At 34.7% G+C, this 724-nt stretch carries 2 protein-coding genes; both read left to right on the top strand.

Annotation, left to right across the window (positions count from 1 at the left end; all coding sequences use genetic code 11):
- A partial coding sequence (locus tag BAZ21_RS27475) for a hypothetical protein (RefSeq protein WP_068505951.1) occupies nt 1-293 on the top strand: 293 nt, incomplete at its 5' end.
- Nucleotides 283-724, top strand: a 442-nt coding sequence (locus tag BAZ21_RS27470) for a hypothetical protein (protein ID WP_256022881.1), incomplete at its 3' end; no start/stop codon positions are given. The genes BAZ21_RS27475 and BAZ21_RS27470, both read left to right, overlap by 11 nt.

Raw genomic sequence — 724 nt, 5'->3', positions numbered from 1 at the left:
TGTTATATGAGTATGTTGCTACTTATGGCGACAAATATAGAATAGATAGCTTCACAGGGTACAGAGAGCTACGTAAAGATCACTTAGAACTTTTATCAGGTAAAGTATATTACAATAGTGAAAACTCGCTTAGAATCGAAACTACGCTCTTGTACGAGGTCGGTCAATTTGTATCAATTGGTGGTTATCCGTATGGCGGTAGAAAATTTAGATTACTAGAATTATCAATTACTGATAACCCAGTTTTAGATAAAGCAAAGATAATTTCAAGAAAGGTTAAAAATGACAATTAAAAACTTCACGTTTTTCAGTCCAAGTGGTACAGAGTTTCCAGTAGGTTCAAACAATGACGGAAAATTATACATGATGTTGACTGGAATGGACTATGGAACAATTAGACGAAAAGACTGGTCTAATCCAATAAACACAGCTCTAAACGTACAATATACTAATACTTCAATTATTGCTGGCGGAAGATATTTTGAACTATCAAACGAAACAGTAGCTTTAAAGGGGAATTCTGTCAACTATATCCATGCAAATATTGACTTAACTCAAACAGCGCACCCTGTTACTTTATCGGCTGAAACTTCAAATAATAGCAATAATGTCGATTTAAATAATAGTTCTGGAGTTCTAAAAGTTTTGATTGACATCAGGACAACTGACGGAACAGGTGTAGTTTCAAGCGAAAAACCTCGAAACGTTACGACATTAGACCAAG

The sequence above is a fragment of the Paenibacillus kribbensis genome (genome assembly GCF_001705305.1).
GTDB lineage: Bacteria > Bacillota > Bacilli > Paenibacillales > Paenibacillaceae > Paenibacillus > Paenibacillus kribbensis_B.
The sequence above is the reverse complement of the archived record's forward strand: the minus strand, read 5'-3'. Positions and strand labels throughout refer to the sequence as shown.